The sequence below is a fragment of the Flavobacterium sp. genome (genome assembly GCF_049590715.1).
Lineage (GTDB): Bacteria > Bacteroidota > Bacteroidia > Flavobacteriales > Flavobacteriaceae > Flavobacterium.
Map to the genome: position 1 here is coordinate 1 of NZ_JBAWDL010000242.1, position 18,371 is coordinate 18,371.

The 18,371-nt window shown below is 34.0% G+C and carries 12 protein-coding genes, 1 tRNA gene and 1 pseudogene; 12 read left to right on the plus strand and 2 right to left on the minus strand.

What is annotated here, in order from left to right; translation table 11 throughout:
* From WBQ70_RS10860 to rpoN, 4 genes are all read left to right on the plus strand, one after another.
* Positions 1-622, plus strand: a 622-nt coding sequence (locus WBQ70_RS10860; RefSeq protein ID WP_423913996.1) for a GNAT family N-acetyltransferase, incomplete at its 5' end; no start/stop codon positions are given.
* A gap of 470 nt (positions 623-1,092) precedes the next feature.
* The gene (locus tag WBQ70_RS10865) at positions 1,093-1,602 is read left to right on the plus strand and encodes a DUF2306 domain-containing protein (protein ID WP_423913999.1); all 510 of its coding nucleotides are present in this window, start codon (positions 1,093-1,095) and stop codon (positions 1,600-1,602) included.
* Between the two features lie 481 nt (positions 1,603-2,083).
* Positions 2,084-3,529 carry an asparagine--tRNA ligase gene (gene asnS, locus WBQ70_RS10870; RefSeq protein WP_423914000.1) on the plus strand — a complete coding sequence of 482 codons (1,446 nt, stop codon included), beginning with the start codon at positions 2,084-2,086 and terminating at the stop codon, positions 3,527-3,529.
* A 159-nt stretch (positions 3,530-3,688) separates the two neighbouring features.
* Entirely contained in the window at positions 3,689-5,158 is a 1,470-nt protein-coding gene (gene rpoN, locus WBQ70_RS10875; protein WP_423914003.1) for an RNA polymerase factor sigma-54, read from the plus strand.
* Between the two features lie 147 nt (positions 5,159-5,305).
* Here rpoN and WBQ70_RS10880 read toward each other — a convergent pair whose 3' ends face one another.
* Positions 5,306-5,848, minus strand: a complete 543-nt coding sequence (locus WBQ70_RS10880) for a CvpA family protein (protein WP_423914004.1) — start codon at positions 5,846-5,848, stop codon at positions 5,306-5,308.
* Positions 5,849-6,194: 346 nt separating this feature from the next.
* On the opposite strand from WBQ70_RS10880, the gene WBQ70_RS10885 reads away from it, so the two are divergent.
* The 6 genes and pseudogenes from WBQ70_RS10885 to WBQ70_RS10910 form a co-directional block, all read left to right on the plus strand.
* Positions 6,195-9,026 carry a carboxypeptidase-like regulatory domain-containing protein gene (locus tag WBQ70_RS10885; protein WP_423914006.1) on the plus strand — a complete coding sequence of 944 codons (2,832 nt, stop codon included), beginning with the start codon at positions 6,195-6,197 and terminating at the stop codon, positions 9,024-9,026.
* Positions 9,027-9,040: 14 nt separating this feature from the next.
* Entirely contained in the window at positions 9,041-10,399 is a 1,359-nt protein-coding gene (locus WBQ70_RS10890; RefSeq protein ID WP_423914009.1) for a DUF5689 domain-containing protein, read from the plus strand.
* A gap of 136 nt (positions 10,400-10,535) precedes the next feature.
* Positions 10,536-13,268 carry an AsmA family protein gene (locus tag WBQ70_RS10895; protein ID WP_423914012.1) on the plus strand — a complete coding sequence of 911 codons (2,733 nt, stop codon included), beginning with the start codon at positions 10,536-10,538 and terminating at the stop codon, positions 13,266-13,268.
* Positions 13,269-13,290: 22 nt separating this feature from the next.
* Positions 13,291-13,782 (plus strand): FKBP-type peptidyl-prolyl cis-trans isomerase, encoded by a 492-nt coding sequence (locus WBQ70_RS10900; protein ID WP_423914020.1) that lies wholly within the window; start codon positions 13,291-13,293, stop codon positions 13,780-13,782.
* Positions 13,783-13,957: 175 nt separating this feature from the next.
* Complete coding sequence (gene hflX, locus WBQ70_RS10905; RefSeq protein WP_423914013.1) at positions 13,958-15,199, plus strand: GTPase HflX; 1,242 nt, start codon at positions 13,958-13,960, stop codon at positions 15,197-15,199.
* A gap of 435 nt (positions 15,200-15,634) precedes the next feature.
* Positions 15,635-15,943: pseudogene (locus WBQ70_RS10910) on the plus strand (phage integrase SAM-like domain-containing protein); the annotation flags it as partial.
* 262 nt (positions 15,944-16,205) lie between these two features.
* Here WBQ70_RS10910 and WBQ70_RS10915 read toward each other — a convergent pair.
* A tRNA-Leu gene (locus WBQ70_RS10915) sits at positions 16,206-16,287 on the minus strand.
* A 159-nt stretch (positions 16,288-16,446) separates the two neighbouring features.
* Between WBQ70_RS10915 and WBQ70_RS10920 the strand changes: the two genes are divergently transcribed.
* Together WBQ70_RS10920 and WBQ70_RS10925 are read left to right on the plus strand one after the other, a co-directional pair.
* Positions 16,447-17,835 (plus strand): dipeptidase, encoded by a 1,389-nt coding sequence (locus tag WBQ70_RS10920; protein ID WP_423914016.1) that lies wholly within the window; start codon positions 16,447-16,449, stop codon positions 17,833-17,835.
* A 149-nt stretch (positions 17,836-17,984) separates the two neighbouring features.
* On the plus strand, positions 17,985-18,335 hold the full coding sequence (locus WBQ70_RS10925) for a hypothetical protein (RefSeq protein WP_423914017.1): 351 nt from the start codon (positions 17,985-17,987) through the stop codon (positions 18,333-18,335).
* Positions 18,336-18,371: the final 36 nt, after the last annotated feature.

An 18,371-nucleotide genomic window follows, 5' to 3' on the forward strand; every position in this document is an offset into this window, starting at 1 on the left:
GATTAGCAGTAAGCAAAAAAAAACCGAAATGAACGCAGAAATATTGAAAACAGAAATAATACTTGAAAATGAAAGAGTATTGTTAATACCTTTTGAAAATCATAGAAATCAAGAGCTTAAAGAAATAATATTCGCTGATGGGATTTGGAATTTTATGGGGATGTTTATTAAAAATGAAGAAGATTTTGATAAATATATAGAAAATACAATTAAAGATAAACTCAACGGAATTTGCTATCCTTTCCTAATAATTGACAAACTAAATAACCGAATTGCGGGAAGTACACGTTATGGATATTTAAACCATTCAAGTGAAAAATGTGAAATAGGTTGGACTTGGTATGGTGAAGAATTTCAAGGTACAGGACTAAATAAAGCTTGTAAATATGAATTGTTAAATTTTGGTTTTGAATCAATAGGATTTCGACGTATTCAATTTAGCGCAGACGAAGAAAACCTAAAATCGCAAAGAGCTATTGAAAAACTTGGAGCAAAAAAAGAAGGGCTTTTTAGAAATAACTATATAGACTCAAGTGGAAAGAGTAAAAATGATGTGTATTTTAGTATTATAAAAGAAGAATGGAATTCACTAAAAGAAGAACAGTTTAAGGAATACTTGTGAAATTTGCCTACTGCTAACAGCCACTACAACGGATTTGGGCAATTGGCTTAATGGAAAGTTGGTTTGTATTTGGAATGATTTGGCAAATCCGAAAATAGTGCATAAATAATATTAATGAAATTGGAGCAAAATTTATTGAATTTGGATTTGAGAAATAAAGCCATCCGCTAATCGCTATTTTGAGCTAGTTGGAATTTAGTGGAATTATCGCATCAAGTTTACGTTAAGCATAAAACTGAGCGGTTACAAACTTCCAGCCATCTCAAAGTGGCTTAAAGTTGTGCCTCATCCCCTAAACTCTCGCCCTGACCCCTTAAGCTAACGGGTGAAAAAGGAGAAAATAAAGAGAAAAATAAGCTAGAAAATTAATTTTATAAATATTTGATTTACAACATGTTGAAAAAAAACGTTAGTTAGTTTCGAACAATTTTTTGCTAATAATTAAAAACCAAAATAAAAGATTTAAAAAAATGGAAAATATCGTAAGCGGAACAACAGGATTGATACATTTAATTGTTTCAGTTGTAGCGTTAATCACAGGACTTGCAGTTTTAGTTATGACAAAAGGAACTAAAAAGCATAAACAAATGGGATATATTTATGCCATTTCTATGGTGGTACTAAACTTGACAGCATTTATGATTTATAAAGTGTATGGGAAATTTGGGATTTTTCATTGGTTTGCTGTTGGAAGTTGCTTGACCCTTTTCGCAGGACTTTATCCAGTTTTAACCAAAAGTGGCAAAAACTACCTTGTGAAACATTTTAACTTTATGTTTTGGAGTGTGTCTGGGCTATATTCTGCGTTAATGGCTGAAGTATTTTCAAGACTACCAAATATAATATTAACAGAGACAGGCAACCCAACGACAGCATTTTATAATGGTGTGGGAATTGGAATTGGAGTTGTGAATATAATATCAATACTATTTTATATTAAATACAAACCAAAATGGACTAAACAATACGAAGAAAAATAAAAACGCAAGAAATTTAGTAGTATCCGAAAATATCCAATTACGAAGTTCCCCAGGGTGGCGCGAGCATAATTGAATTTCAATACCTGATTTACATAGTATAGTTCCGTGGGGACGACACATAAATCGTATGTAAAAGATCATCTAAGATATTTATAACATTTTAAAACCTTCGCAATTTTCTGTGTTTACTTAGTGTGCCTTTGTGAAATACCCTATCTTAATAATCATTTTGTGATGATAAATAATGATTCCACTACTCCCTAGCCCAGATAGTAGTGGAAATCCTTGTGGGGTCTGGTGTTTTGCCCCCACAAGATTACTTCACTATACTTTTATTTCTATAGGAGTTCAGTGAACTTCGTTTGTAACGAATAGCTGGAAAGAGCTCCTAATTAACTTTATTGAGACAAAATTCTTTGAAAAAATGAATTATATTTGTGTCTTTGAAATATACTTATTTTAATCGTTATTTATACATACAATGAAGCATATAAAAGTTAAAGACTTGCTTGACAGCACCACGACGTTGCAGGAAGTGAATGCAAAAGGATGGGTAAGAACTTTTAGGAACAATCAATTTATTGCTTTGAATGATGGTTCGACCATCAACAACATACAATGTGTGGTAGATTTTGAAAATACCCCAGATGAAATTTTAAAAAGAATTACAACAGGAGCGGCGGTTTCGGTTACGGGAACATTGGTGGCGAGTAAAGGGGCTGGACAAAATTTTGAGATTCAAGTGACAAAGCTTGAAATTTTAGGCGATTCAGACCCAGAAAAATTCCCAATGCAACCTAAGAAACATTCGCTGGAATTTTTGCGTGAAAATGCCCATTTGAGAGTGCGTACGAATGCTTTTGGAGCGATTATGCGTGTGCGTTCGGTTTTGTCGTTTGCTGTGCATAGTTATTTTCAAGAAAAAGGATTTGTATATGTGAATACACCCATCATCACGGGATCTGATGCGGAAGGTGCTGGTGAAATGTTTAAGGTTACGTCTTTGTCCTTTGATAATACCCCAAGAACAGAGGATGGAAAGGTAAATTATAAAGAAGATTTCTTTGGGAAAGAAACCAACTTGACCGTTTCAGGACAGTTAGAAGGCGAAACTTTTGCGATGGCTTTGGGACAGATTTATACTTTTGGTCCAACGTTTAGAGCGGAGAATTCGAATACGTCACGACATTTGGCCGAATTCTGGATGATTGAGCCAGAGGTGGCTTTTAATGATTTGGATGCCAATATGGACTTGGCTGAAGATTTTATTCAGTACGTGATCAAATATGCGATGGACAAATGTCCGCAGGATTTGAAGTTCTTAGAAACACGTTTGTTAGATGAAGAAAAATCAAAACCACAAGCGGAAAGAAGCGAAATGGCATTATTAGAGAAATTAAATTTTGTTTTGGAAAACAATTTCAAACGTGTATCTTACACAGAGGCGATTGATATTTTGAGAGATTCGTCTGCCAATAAAAAGAAAAAATTTCAATACATTATCAACGAATGGGGCGCCGACTTACAATCAGAGCACGAACGTTATTTGGTCGAGAAACATTTTAAATGCCCGGTAATCTTATTTGATTATCCAGCGAATATCAAAGCATTTTACATGCGTTTGAACGACAACGCAGAACCTGGAAAAGAAACCGTTCGAGCAATGGATATTCTTTTTCCGGGCATTGGAGAAATCGTAGGTGGTTCACAAAGAGAAGAGCGTTTGGAGGTTCTTGTTGAAAAAATGAAAGTACTGGGTCTTGACGAAAAAGAATTGTCATGGTACCTAGATACCAGACGTTTTGGTAGTGCAGTGCACTCTGGTTTTGGTCTTGGTTTCGAGAGATTGGTGTTGTTTGTAACGGGTATGACGAATATTCGTGACGTAATTCCATTCCCGAGAACGCCTGGAAATGCGGAATTTTAAAAAAAAAAGTTATTAGTTATGAGTTAAGAGTTATTAGTAATAAGTCGTTAGCCATAAACTATAGAATTATAATTAAAAAGTTATTAGGGGTAGATGTAATAAGTGTTGTGTAAAAACGCAAAACTTATAACTCCTAACCAATAACCCATAACACAACCTATGCTAAAGCAATTCTTAAATTTAAAATTATCACAGAAATTATCTCCACAGCAAATCCAGCTGATGAAGTTGATTCAATTGCCTACGCAAGCCTTCGAACAGCGTTTGTTGGAAGAAATGAACGAAAATCCAGCCTTAGAATCTGGAAAAGAGGAGGAGGATAATTATGAAAACGACGAGTTTGAAAATGAAGATTACGACGATTATGATGATGCCGAATCTGAGCGAATCGAAGCTGACGAAATCAATATTGACGAATATCTAAGTGACGACGATACTCCTGATTATAAAACGCAGGCAAATAATTACAGTGATGATGATGAGGATCGTGAATCGCCTATTGTTGCTTCAGTAAGTTTTCACCAAGATTTAATCAATCAACTCAATACTTTTATCTTAGACGATAACGAACGGGAGATTGCAGAATTCCTTGTAGGAAGCATTGACGACATGGGTTACATTCGCCGTAGCATTGCTGATATTGTAGATGATATGGCTTTTACCCAAGGTATTTACACTGACGATGCCATGGTTGAAAGGATGCTGTATGTTATTCATGAACTTGAACCATCAGGTGTGGGCGCTCGGGACTTACAAGAATGTTTGTTGTTGCAATTGAAACATAAAACACCAACGGAATATGTGGATCTAGCGATTGATATTATCGAAAATCAATTTGATGCTTTTACCAAAAAACATTACGATAAACTGATTCAGAAGTACAATGTATCCAACGAACAGCTTAAAAAAGCAGTTCATGAAATAGAACGTTTGAATCCAAAACCTGGTGGAGCTTTTACTGGGAATAACAAAATAACAGAGAATGTCGTTCCTGATTTTGCTATCCGAATTATCGATGGCGAACTGGAACTAACTCTAAACGGCAGAAACGCACCTTCGCTCCATGTGTCCAAAGATTACCAAGACATGTTGCGTACCTACAAGGATTCTCGCGATAAATCAACAGATCAAAAAGATGCTGTACAGTTTATTAAGCAAAAATTAGATTCAGCTAAATGGTTTATTGATGCCATTAGACAACGCCAAGAAACCTTGTTTGTTACCATGAATGCGATCATGCATTACCAAGAAGAATTTTTCTTAGATGGTGATGAGACCAAGATGAAACCCATGATTTTGAAAGATATTGCCGACTTGGTAGGTCTTGATATTTCGACGATTTCTCGTGTGGCTAATAGCAAATATGTTGAAACCCCATATGGAACCAAATTGATTAAAGAATTTTTCTCAGAAGCGATGAAAAATGATCAAGGAGAAGATGTTTCGACTCTAGAAATCAAAAAAATATTGCAGAATATCATTGAGGACGAAGACAAGAAAAAACCGTTGCCAGACGATCAGTTAGCAGACTTACTTAAGGAAAAAGGCTATCCAATTGCCCGAAGAACCATTGCTAAATATAGAGAACAACTCGATATTCCAGTAGCTAGAATGAGGAAAAAAATCTAAAAAAAAATCTCATTATTTGGAGGGAATAAAAAAAGACATATCCTTATTTTGAACCATTAAGTGATTGAGATTAAGTGGTGTGCTTAATGAAACTTAATTTTTTATTAGTTTTATTTTTTGGTTACCAATGGGTTTCCTTTGGCGATATTATTCTTTATTAGTGTTTGCAGGTTCTGGTTTAGCCCCAGCACTTGCTTTGACATCGTCGTACCAAGTTTCTAGTTTTGGAAATACAAATTGAGACACTTTTTGGATGGGATTGTAAAATAGTGATTTATCGAATGTTTCTTGTTTTACTAACCAATTATTGAAATTGATTTTATAAAAAAGATTGAGTACAACACTTACTATCAAAATCATTTTTAAAACACTGAAAAAACCACCAGCGAGACGGTTTATCCAACCTAAGAATGCAAAACTCATTATGCTGGTAAATACTTTGGCTAATAGATGTACGCCAATCACTACGCCGATAAAGGTTAATGCAAAGGCAACTATTTCGATAGACTTAGGCGACCAAGGAAAAACACTAGAAAGTACTTCACGGATGACAAAGGAAAATTTGATTGCCAAATAAATCCCTAAAATCAACGATAGAAAAGAAGCCAACTCTACAAAAAGTCCGTTTTTGATTCCTTTAAATAGTCCATAAAGCAACAATCCTCCTAAAACAATATCCAAAAAACTCATATACTTCGTTTTTATACAAAGTGCAAATATAACAAGATTCTTCGGTTTTAGACAGGGGATTGCACTATGCCCTTTCGCTATCAAAAGAATTGTTTCTTGGAAGTCTTAACCAAAGTAGAAATTTTCCTGTTTTTGTGTTTACTACCTCGAGCCATATTTCCGTTATTCGGATTGCTGTAAAAACCCCTGCTCAGAAAAAAATTACAAATTTGTAATTTTAAATCATTTTTTTCTTACTTTAGCTTTGCTTGATAGTTACCACACATTCCAAAAACAAATTTAATTTTTTTAATTATTGCCTTAACCAATAAGGCAAATCAAAATTATTTAAAAATAAAATTTGAGTATGGATACAAAATTGTTCTTCTTTTTATTATCGTTACAATTAGCCTGGAGTCAGCATAAAACTGGGGTTACAGGTACAGTACTTGAATCTAAAACATTACAAGCCATCAATAATGCAGTGGTTTCGATCCAGAATACTCACCAAATGCAACTAACGAATTCCAACGGAACCTTTGTTATTGATCAAACTATAGCAGGTGATGTTTTATTATTAATCCATACTCAAGGATATAAAGATGCTTTGATTTCTATAACCATTAATTCAGGTGTACTACTAAATTTAGGTACAATTCTCTTAGAAGAAGATGTTATTACGGAACAGCAAAGCAGTACCATCAGGCTTTTTGAAAATGACTTAAACGAAGATAATGGTGGTACCGAAAGCACTTCGGGTTTATTGCAATCTACCAAAGATGCTTTTCAACAAGTGGCTGCTTTCAACTGGGGACAAGCACGTTTTAGAATTCGCGGTTTGGATAGTGAACAAGCCAATACATTTATCAATGGCATCAAGATGAATAAGTTATATGATGGTAGACCACAATGGAGTAACTGGGGCGGACTTAATGATGCTACTCGAAATCAAGAATGGACATTAGGAACCACCGCTTCGGAATATGGTTTTGGAGGAGTTTTAGGCACACAGGAAATCAATACCCGAGCTTCTATTTATAGAACTGGTACAAGAATTACTATGTCAAGTACAAATAATAATTACAGTTGGCGTACCATGGTCACCCATGCTTCGGGAATGAATGCCACGGGTTGGGCATATGTAGTTTCTGCGGGAAAGCGATGGGCAACTGAGGGCTATTTTGAAGGGACTACGTATGATGCGAATTCAGTTTTTGTTAGTATCGAAAAGAAATTGAATGATCAACAAGCATTGAACTTCACCGGAATATATACGCCCAATCAAAGAGGTAAAAATGCTGCCAATACCAGTGAAGTAACTCAATTAACATCAAGTACCTACAATCCGTATTGGGGTGATCAAAATGGAAAAAAAAGGAATGCCCGTGTCAAAACCATTGATGAACCCATTTTGATGCTGAATCATTTTTTTGCCATCAATGACAACAGCAGCCTTGCTACCAGTTTGATGTACCAATTTGGAAAAGTAAGTAATAGCAACATTGATTATCAAAATGCCAACAGCCCAGATCCTACCTATTACCGAAAGTTACCGAGTTATTATAGTTCGTTATATGCATCTGATAATGGCGAATACTCAGGTGCTTTTACTCCTGATTATGAAAATGCAGAGAAAAATAAGACTCAGTTTTTAGCCCAACCTCAAATGAATTGGCAAGCCTTATATCGAGCCAATCAAAGTCCGATTAAAGATGCTAACGGTAGAATTACAGGATACCAACCTGCTCAAAGTCATTATGTTCTTTATGAAGATCGTACAGATGATCAAACGGTTGTTGCTAATACGATTTTTACCACTCAAATCAGCAACCATCTTAGTATGAATGCAGGAGCTAGTTTTTCAAACCTAAAATCGCATAATTATCAAGAGCTAACAGATTTGCTAGGCGGTGCCTATTTTGAAGATATTGATTCTTTTTATAAAGGGAGTCAAGCCCAGTCAGACTTAAATAATCCTAATAGGAAAGTAGGTGTAGGGGAGCAGTACGGTTATAATTTCAATTATTTTGCAACTACTTTCGACGCGTTTACTCAATTCAAATTTACCTATAACCGTATTGATTTTTATTTGGCACAAAGCTTTTCCAATACCCAATACCAACGCGAAGGCTTATATAAAAACGGAATTTATGAAACGATTTCTTTTGGCGAAAGCCCAAAAATAAGTTTTGAAAACGCTGGTTTTAAAGGGGGTTTGGTTTTTAAAATATCGGGAAAACGATCCGTTACTTTTAATGCGGCACATTTGACAAAAGCACCTTCGCTCAAAAACAGTTTTCCTAATGCACGCCTAAACAATTCAATGATTGAGGGACTACAAAGTGAAACGCTCAACAGTCTTGATGTATCCTATTATTATCGTTCTCCAAAACTACAAATTCGTTTAACTGCTTATTATGTAAGTTTACAAAATGCGACTAATACCACTTTTTTTTATGCTGATGGTATTTTTGATAATGGTGCTGGTTATACTAATACAAATGCTTTTGTGGGGCAAACGTTAACGCATTTAGATAAGAAAAACATAGGACTCGAATGGAGTTTAGAATATCCGGTTACGGCGACGTTGAAAACTAGTTTTGCTGTAGCGTATGGACAATATACTTATGCTAATAATCCTAATTTAACGGTTAATAATGATGCTTTATCAACCGTTGAAAATCAAAATCCAAGTTTCAATTTTGGGAAAACGCAACTACAAAATTACAAACAGGCAGGAATACCACAACAAGCTTATAGTTGGAACATAGAATACCGAAATCCCAAATATTGGTGGGTAGCCACCAGTATTAATTATCTAAATGATCGCTATGTGGATGTTTCGCCAATTGCCAGAACAGCACGATTTTATACTAATCCAGCCAGTAGCTTTTCTTTTCCAGAAGCCACAGAAGAACGTGCCAAAGTACTTTTAGAACAAGAAAAATTAGATCCTGTAGCCTTGCTCAATGTTATAGGGGGAAAATCGTGGCGTCTCAGCAAAAAATATGTAGGACTCTTTTTTAGTGTAAATAATGTCTTGGATACTAAATATATAACAGGTGGGTATGAACAAGCACGGAATGCCAATTTCCGACAGCGAGACCAAGATGCATCCAGTAGTACTCCCTCGTTTGGCAATAAATATTTTTATGGTTACGGTCGTACGTATTATGTTAATCTCAATTTTAGTTTATAATAAATCGTTTGTTTATGAAAATCAACTATCAAATCAGAACGGGATTCTTTTTACTTTTCCTAGGTTTTTCCTCTTGTGTGTCTGAAGAAAGCAACATGCCACCATTAGTTTGCAACCAACCCGATTTAAAAACCAATCGGACTATAGCCGAAGTGTATAAAACGGCTAATTCAGTAGTGTCACAATATTCCTATGATGATATTATAGAAGCCTATGTTGTTTCATCAGATGAGTATGGGAATTTTTTCAAAGTAATTTCGTTTCAAACTTTGGCTACAGCCAATACTCCTGCAGTAGGTTTCAGTGTGCCCGTGGATGTTAGCAATTTGTATGTTGATTATCGTTTGGGTAATAAAGTTTATATAAAACTTAAAAATCAATATACGGATTTTTATTTTGATGGATTACGAATAGGTGGAATTTATGCGAATGCTTTTAACGAAGCGTCAGTAGGTCGATTATCGCAAAATGATTATAAAAACGTGCTTTATCCTTCCTGTACCACATTGGACGAAAAGCAATTAATTGAAACCTTAACGATTCCTGATTTACTAAATACATCTCATTTAAATACTTTAGTTGAATTGAATGACGTTCAATTTTCTGAAGCGGCGATTGGTCGTAAATTCTTTGAAGAGGCTAATAATGTAGGTGGTGGAACAAATTGGTATCTTATAGATAAAAATGGAAATCAAATCTATTTTAGAACAAGCGGTTATGCTCGATTTGCAACTAATACTGTTCCAACAGGTAAAGGAAAAGTGAGAGGGGTTCTGACCAAATTTGGTTCGGATTACCAATTAATTGCTCGCTCTGAAAAAGATATTGAAATGAAAGGAACAAGATTAGTTCCCTTTTTTACAGAAGATTTTCAAACCGTGACAGACAAGAGTAATTTGAGTATAGCGGGTTGGTCAAATTTTGTTCAAGCAGGATCACTTTTTTGGAAAGGAACTGTTTATAATGGTAATGGCTGTGCTGAATTTGCTATTAGCGGTACAAAAGTAGCTTCCAATATTGCTTGGTTGATTTCGCCTAAAATTGATATGGATATCCATATCAATGAAGTGCTGACTTTTAGAACCTCTCAACACCATCTAGATGTTGATTCACCACTGAATACTTTAGAAGTTTATGTTTCCACCAATTTTAATGGTCTTGATTATGCTAAAGCTACTTGGGTAAAAGTTCCTTTTATCCTTCCTAAACAAGTCACTCCTTGGTATCAATTTGTAGGTTCTGGTGGTGTCGATTTATCCAATTACTCGGGAAAAATAAATATTGCATTCAAATATATTGGTTCTGGAAAAAATTCAGCTTTGGATGGTGCTTTTCAAGTAGATGATGTTCAGATTTTTGGAGAAAGAAAGTAAGCTCTTATTGATAAAAAAACACACACTGCTAAGTGTTAATATAAATTTGAAAGAAAGCTTGTAAAAGGTGTTGATTATATGATTTTATTAAAATCTTATTTATGATTAAATGCTTTACATTTGCAAAAAAAAAGCGATGAAAAAACATCTTATGAAAGGATTTAAAATTGCAGGTATCTCTGTAGTGAGTATGTTATTATTGCTATTCATATTACCAAAACTTTTTCCTGAATATATAACCAATCAAATAAAACTTTTTGCTAATGAAAACATTGATGGCGAATTGCGTTTTGAAGGTTCAAATTTGTCTTTTTTTAATCATTTCCCTTCGCTGACTTTAACCTTAAATAATTTTACGTTAAAAGGAGCAGCACCTTTTAAAAATGACACTTTAATCCATTCAAAAGAAATGGCTTTTGGGATTAATGTTTCGAGATTAATTTTCAATAAAGAGGTTAAAATTGACCAGATATTTGTTTCGGATGCTTTGTTTAATATCAAAGTCAATAAAAAAGGACAAGCGAATTATAGCGTTTACAAATCCAAATCCAATAAAAATTCAGCTCAAGAGGAATCTGAAACCTCAATCAAATTAGAAAAAATTGACATCAAAAATACACATTTAGTTTATGACGATCAATCGACCAAAATCCTGATTGATGCTCGAGGTTTCAATTATTTAGGTAAGGGAGATTTAGAAGAATCTATTTTTGATTTGTTTACCGAAGCTAAAATTGATTCCTTCGACTTTACTTTTGCAGGAGAGCCTTATTTAAAAAACAAAAATGTAAATGCTAGTTTAATTACCAAAATCAATACCAATTCATTGGCATTAGAATTTAAACAAAATGATTTAAAGATCAATAAACTACCCGTAGATTTCAAAGGAACTTTCAATTTTATTAAAGATGGCTATGCAATGGATTTTACAATAAAATCTACGGATAGCAATCTTTATGATTTTTTTACGGCCTTGCCTCCACAATTTACTACTTGGCTAGAAAAAACTAAAATCGAAGGTAAAACGGATGTTCTTTTGACATTAAAAGGAAAATACGTGGAAGCTACCAACACAAAACCGGACCTAGCTTTCAATATGAAAATCCGAAAAGGAATGATTGCTTATGATAAAGTGCCCGTTCCAGCAACAAATGTTTTCTTGAATTTTGACACACAATTACCGTCTTTGGATACTCAAAAATTGAATGTTAAAATTGATTCTATTTTTTTCAATTTAGGAAAAGATTATCTCAATGCGATTGTGGATGTCAAAGGACTAGAAAAACCTGTGATTGCCGCTCATATTCGTGCAGCGATGGATTTACAGAAAATGAATCGCGCTTTTGGAATTACATCCATAGACTTGAAAGGGATTTTGAATGCGGATATTACTGCTAATGGTATTTATGATATGTCTAAAAAAATATTACCTAAAACCAAAGGAATATTTTCTTTGAGAAATGGTGCTATTAAAACACCTTATTATCCCCATCCAATTACCGCTATCAATTTGAATGTCAATGTGGATAATCCCACAGGCACAACTAAAGATTTGTTAGTCAAAATAAATCCAGCTTCTTTTATTTTTGAAGATAAGAAGATGAAGGTTGAAGGGCGTTTTGCTAATCTAGAGGACTTGAAGTACGATGTAAAAATCAACGGTGAATTAGATTTGGCTAAAATTTATAAAGTCTTTTCACAACAAGGATTAGATGTGACTGGATATATCAAAGCCAGTTTAGCCTTTAAAGGCACACAAAGTGATGCAACCCATGGTCGCTACAATAAACTTCACAATAGTGGCACTTTAATACTTAAAGACATTACAACACATTCGCAATATTTACCCAAAGCATTTGTCATTAACGAAGGAGTTTTTACGTTCAAACAAGACCAAATGAAATTCAACAACTTTCGTGCTTCTTATGGGAAATCTGATTTTGTGATGAATGGTTCGATGGGGAACGTTATCAACTTTGTGCTATCAGACAAAGCGGTATTGAAAGGGAATTTTGCTCTAAAAAGTAATAATCTATACGTTGATGAATTCATGTATGCGAGTCCAGATCCTGCTCCTGTTGAAGGAACGGTAGTCAACCCGCCAACAGCAACAGGTGTTGTAGTAATACCGCCAAATTTAGATTTAAAACTCAATGCTCGCGCTAGCAAAGTCTATTGGCAAGGACTCAAGATCTCTGATTTGGTAGGCAATGTGAGTTTGAACAAAGGAAAATTAAATCTTAATGAATCTGGGTTTATAATTATTGGATGTCCAGTGAAAATGGATGTTGTTTACAATTATGAAACCTTGCAAAGAGCCTTTTTTGATTTTAAAATAAAAGCCGATGATTTTGATATAAAAAGAGCCTATAACGAAATCGAAATGTTTCGCAATATGGCCTCGGCAGCCAAAAGTGCCCAAGGAATTGTTTCTTTAGATTATGCTGTCAAAGGAAAACTGAATCAAGACATGAAACCAATTTATTCTTCTTTGACTGGCGGTGGTGTACTGTCTGTGAAAGAAGTAAAAATGAAAGGCTTCAAAATGTTTAATTCGGTAAGTAAATCAACTAATTTTGAAAGTATCAAAGATCCTGATGTCACAAAAGTGGCTATCAACACCATAATCAAAAATAATATTATTATTATTGAACAATTTAAGTTTAAATTTGCAGGTTTTAGACCTCGAATTGAAGGAACTTCAAGTTTCGACGGACAATTAAATATCAAAATGAGATTAGGTTTACCACCATTAGGAATTATTGGAATTCCATTGACTGTTACAGGAACTCAAGAAAAACCTAAAGTCAAACTAGGCAAAAAAACCGAAGAAATTGAAGAACAGGAATATATTGAAACATCAAAATAATAATTAAAACTACCTTATCATGATGAAATTTGCTTTTTTAGCCGTTGCATTAACATTAACAATAACTTCTTGTAAAAAGAAAGAAGAGAGTCAAGAGAACCAAGAGAATCAACAGACAGTTGAAGTAACCGATTTTAGTTTAAAAAATGATCAAGAGATTAAAGATTACCTAACTAAAAATAATTTAAAAGCTCAAAAAACTGATTCTGGATTGTATTATATTATCACTGAGGAAGGAAAAGGGGCACAACCTACACCAGAATCAAATGTAACAGTAGCTTATAAAGGTTATTTTACAGATGGAAATGTTTTTGATCAAAGTGAAGCTGAAGGGATCACTTTTGGATTACGTCAAGTAATTCCAGGTTGGACAGAAGGAATCACGTATTTCAAAGAAGGAGGAAAAGGAATCTTGTTAATTCCAGCACAAATAGGATACGGAAATAATACTATGGGGAAGATTCCTGGAGGTTCAGTACTTCTATTTGATATTCACTTAATTAAAGTTGAATAATTACAATAGTAATTATTTACAAAAAAGCGCAAAGCACACCACGAAATTATTTTAAACGTAGTGGTGCTTTGCGCTTCTTTGTCTATCTTAGTCAAATAACGTCATTACCTAGAATAAAATAATTTACATTCATTACTACCGAGCAAATCGTTAAATTTGCACCTTATTCCATATTATGTTAGAAAAAGAAGTAATAAATTTTGAAAAAACCGCTATAGTTGGTATCATCACTCAAAATCAATCTGAGGATAAACTTAACGAATACCTTGATGAATTAGAGTTTTTGACTTATACTGCTGGAGGACAAGTGGTCAAACGTTTTTCACAAAAGACAGACAAGCCTAATCCTAAAACTTTTGTTGGAACTGGAAAATTAGAAGAAATCATGTGTTACATCAAAGAACATCAGATTTCGACTTTAATCTTTGATGATGAGCTTTCGCCTTCACAACAAAAAAATATATCTAAATTAATTCCAGATTGTAAAGTCCTTGATAGAACCAATCTAATCCTTGATATTTTTGCACAACGTGCAGAAACTTCATATGCTAGAACGCAAGTAGAACTAGCCCAATGTATTTATTTATTGCCAAGACTTTCAGGAATGTGGACACACTTAGAACGTCAAAAAGGGGGTATTGGAATGCGTGGACCAGGAGAAACGGAGATTGAAACGGATAGACGTATTGTACGTGATAGAATCTCTCTTTTAAAAGATAAAATAAAGACCATTGACAAACAAATGGGAGTGCAACGTAGCAATCGTGGTGCGATGGTACGTGTTGCTCTTGTAGGGTATACCAATGTAGGTAAGTCAACCTTAATGAATGCCGTAGGTAAAAGTGATGTATTTGTCGAAAATAAACTTTTTGCAACGTTAGATACTACGGTGCGTAAAGTCGTGATTAAAAACTTACCATTTTTATTGTCTGATACGGTAGGATTCATTCGTAAATTACCAACACAATTAGTTGATTCGTTCAAAAGTACACTTGACGAAGTTCGAGAAGCTGATTTATTATTGCACGTTGTTGATATTTCCCATGCGGATTTTGAAGATCATATTGCTTCAGTTAACCAAACGTTAGTAGACATCAAAGCGCATGATAAACCAACAATCATGGTGTTTAATAAAATTGATGCGTATCGTCATTTGACGATTGATGAGGATGATTTGATTACCGAAAAATCGTCAAAACACTACACTCTTAAAGAATGGAAATCGACTTGGATGAGTCGTGTTGGGGAATCCAATGCTTTGTTTATTTCGGCAACCAACAAAGAGAACTTTGAAGAGTTCAGAGAACGTGTGTATGAAGCAGTCAGACAAATCCACATTACTCGTTTCCCTTACAATAAGTTCTTGTATCCTGACTATAAGGATGCCGTTGAAAAAGAAGACAAGGACGACGAATAGATCCTTAAAATAAATATTTAGAATCCCTTTTGTGAACAGCAAGAGGGATTTTTTTTGACAAAAAATTAATCTAGGCAGGTTGATTCTAGTGCTTAATCTTCCTAATCCATTTTATAGATTTTTAGGGATAAATACAGGGAAAACTTAAAACTATTATAAAAAAAGTAAGCTTCAAAGATATAAACATAAAGCTTAAAGAATTTAAAGCCTATATAAGCAAAGAATATGAAGACACCAAACTATTTAATGAATCAATAACTATAAATGGTAAATGGCTCAAAGAGAAGATAGATGTATTTTTTAATCGAGAGACTAAAAACGAAGATACCAATGAAAAACTGTTTTTTACGAATTTCATTAACTCCTTTATAGAAGATTCAAAAACAAAAAGAAATAAAAATGGCATACCCTTAAAGCCAAGAACAATTCAACACTACATTAAATAAGATATTAGCATTTGAAAAACATGAAGGAATAAAATTAAAACTAATTGAAATTGATTTAACATTTCATAATAATTTTACTACATACCTTGAAAAAGAACAAAAATTAAACCGTAATGCAATTGGCGGTTATGTTGATGATGTGAAATTATTTTGTAGTAATGCTGATAAAAAAGGAATAACTGTTTCTAAAGAGTTCAAACTTACCGAATTTTATTCCCCTACAAATAAAACAAAGGATATTTATGGCTCTTCGCCTAAATTAGTGGAAATTTTAAAAAAAGAGTTTAATAATTGTTGAATAGATTTTGTCTTTATCAAGAAATATCCTTTAAAAATCAGTTTTTAGTTATGTTTTAACTTTCATCTCCAAATAATCTAATTTAGTATTTTATAATGTTGTATGTAAATAGCTTTTTAGTGTGGTAAAAGATTCTCTAGTAAATAAACTGTAAAAGATTATTTTAGATTAAAATAGGTTCATTTAAATACACCTCTAAGAATCGGGGTAGTTATTGGGGGAATATTAAAAAAAAAGCCTCTCGTTTGAGAAGCTTTTTTCGTGCGGATAATAGGACTCGAACCTACACGCCTTGCGGCACCAGATCCTAAGTCTGGCATGTCTACCAATTTCACCATATCCGCTCAATTAATTCACTTAGCTCTTATTTTAAATAGGAGTTCATTGAACTGGTGTTTGTGGGTGCAAATATAATCATATCTTCGGATATACAAAGCAATTTATTAAAAAAAAATAGTTATCATTTTTTTGTATTTTTGAAAGTATCTAAAGTTTACACAAAAATGGAAAATATCAAGACGTATATCCTTCAAAATAAAGAACGTTTTATTGCAGAACTAATCGAATTATTAAAAATACCATCAGTGAGTGCTGATCCCGTTTATAACCAAGATGTTATTGATATGGCTGAGGCTATAAAGTTAAGTCTTGAAAAAGCAGGTTGTGATAGTGTTGAGGTGTGCGAAACAGATGGATATCCTATTGTTTATGGAGAAAAAATAATTGATCCTAACTTGCCTACAATCCTAGTGTATGGGCATTATGATGTACAACCCGCTGATCCAATTGAACTTTGGGATTCACCACCTTTTGAACCCGAAATAAAAATCACCGAAACCCATCCTGAAGGAGCTATTTTTGCTAGAGGTGCTTGTGATGACAAAGGACAAATGTTTATGCATGTCAAAGCATTCGAATATATGGTGCAAAATAATTGCTTGCCTTGTAATGTGAAATTTATGATTGAAGGCGAAGAAGAAGTAGGGAGTGTAAGCCTGAAAACTTTTGTAGAAAACAACCACAAAAAATTAGAAAATGACGTCATCCTGATATCAGATACAGGGATGATTTCAAATCAACAACCTTCTATAACAACCGGATTGCGAGGATTGAGTTATGTTGAGGTCGAAGTTAAAGGGCCTAACCGTGATTTACATTCTGGCTTGTATGGTGGAGCAGTAGCTAATCCCATCAATATTTTGGCTAAAATGATTGCTTCACTCCATGACGAAAATAACCGAATTACAATTCCTGGTTTTTACGATAAGGTTGAAGATTTATCTACTGAAGAACGACTCGAAATGGGCAAAGCACCCTTTAATCTTGAAGATTATAAAGAAGCGCTGAATCTTAATGCCGTTTATGGCGAAGAGGGGTATACTACTAACGAACGAAACTCCATCCGTCCTACACTAGATGTAAACGGAATTTGGGGTGGTTATACGGGGCAAGGAGCAAAAACGGTGATTCCGAGTCAGGCTTTCGCCAAAATTTCGATGCGTTTGGTCCCGAATCAGGATTGGGAAGAAATCACCGAATTGTTTTCAAAACATTTCAAAAATAGTGCCCCAGCAGGTGTAACAGTCAAAGTAACCCCGCATCATGGAGGTCAAGGGTATGTTACACCTATTAACAGTATAGAATATCAAGCGGCTAATAAAGCCTATACAGAAACCTTTGGAATCGCTGCCATTCCAGTGCGTTCCGGAGGGAGTATTCCTATTGTAGCTTTGTTCGAAAAAGAATTGAAGAGTAAAACCATTCTTATGGGATTTGGTCTTGATAGTGATGCCATTCATTCGCCTAATGAACATTTCGGGATTTTTAACTATTTAAAAGGGATAGAGACGATTCCGTTGTTTTATAAATATTTTGTGGAGTTGAGTAAATAACTTTACAGTAAAAAAATAAAACCCTTGTGAATATTGAACTCACAAGGGTTTTCTGTTTTTAAAAGTGGAGAATATCGGATTTAGTTGGAACAGATTTAAAATTTGAAAGGGCTCATAATTGGAATAATACCAAGGCTCCAAAAAAAGTTATGATTCCAACCTCAATTGAGTTAGAAAATTTATTGAATAGATTGGAGTATAAAAAGTATTTAGGTGCTGATAAATATCTGATTGCTGATGATTATAATATTTCTAGAAAAACACTAAAGACTCAAATAAGCCATTCGTTTACTTTTTTTAGAAAGAAAGCAGGACTATCTGATGATTTTAGTATTAAGCATTTAAGAAAAACATTTTTAACCAAATTGCATACTAAAACTGGTTTTATTGAATCTTTTGGATATCAAAGGTCTGCAAAAGTAACGTTGAATAATTATATTGATAAGGTTCAGGTTGTAAAGGAAATTAATAGAATGGGGTTTGGGTATTTTAATGAATAGTGTTTTATAAAAACAAAACAATAGAGATATATGGAC